We start from the raw sequence: 396 nt of genomic DNA on the forward strand, positions 1-396 counted from the left end.
CCCCTCCCGCGCGAGGCGCTCGAACAGGCCGCCGACTGGCTGCTGCGCCTGCATGACGATGACAGCCCGGGCACGCGCGCCGCCTGCGAACGCTGGTGTGCGCAACACCCCGACCATGCGCGTGCCTGGCAGCGCGCACGGCGCCTGCAAGCGCTGGTGGCGCAGGTACCCGGCGACTGGGCATTGCCGGTACTGGGCCGGCCGCAGGATCGGCAGCGTCGCGCAGCGATCAAGCGCATTGGCCTGTGGATGACGCTGGTGCCGGGCGCCTGGCTCGGGTGGCAGATGGTTGCGCGGCCCTCGCCCGGGCAGGCCGAACGGACCGCCATCGGCGAGCGGCGTCGCGTGATCCTGCCCGACGGAAGCGCGCTATGGCTGGACACCGACACCGAGGTG

1 protein-coding gene is annotated in these 396 nt (G+C 73.5%); it reads left to right on the forward strand.

Translation table 11 applies throughout. The features are described from left to right. The coding region (locus tag AC1DN0_RS41710; RefSeq protein ID WP_477146698.1) for a DUF4880 domain-containing protein at nt 1-396 on the forward strand (396 nt) is incomplete at both ends.

Source organism: Cupriavidus sp. 05N39 (assembly GCF_056397325.1).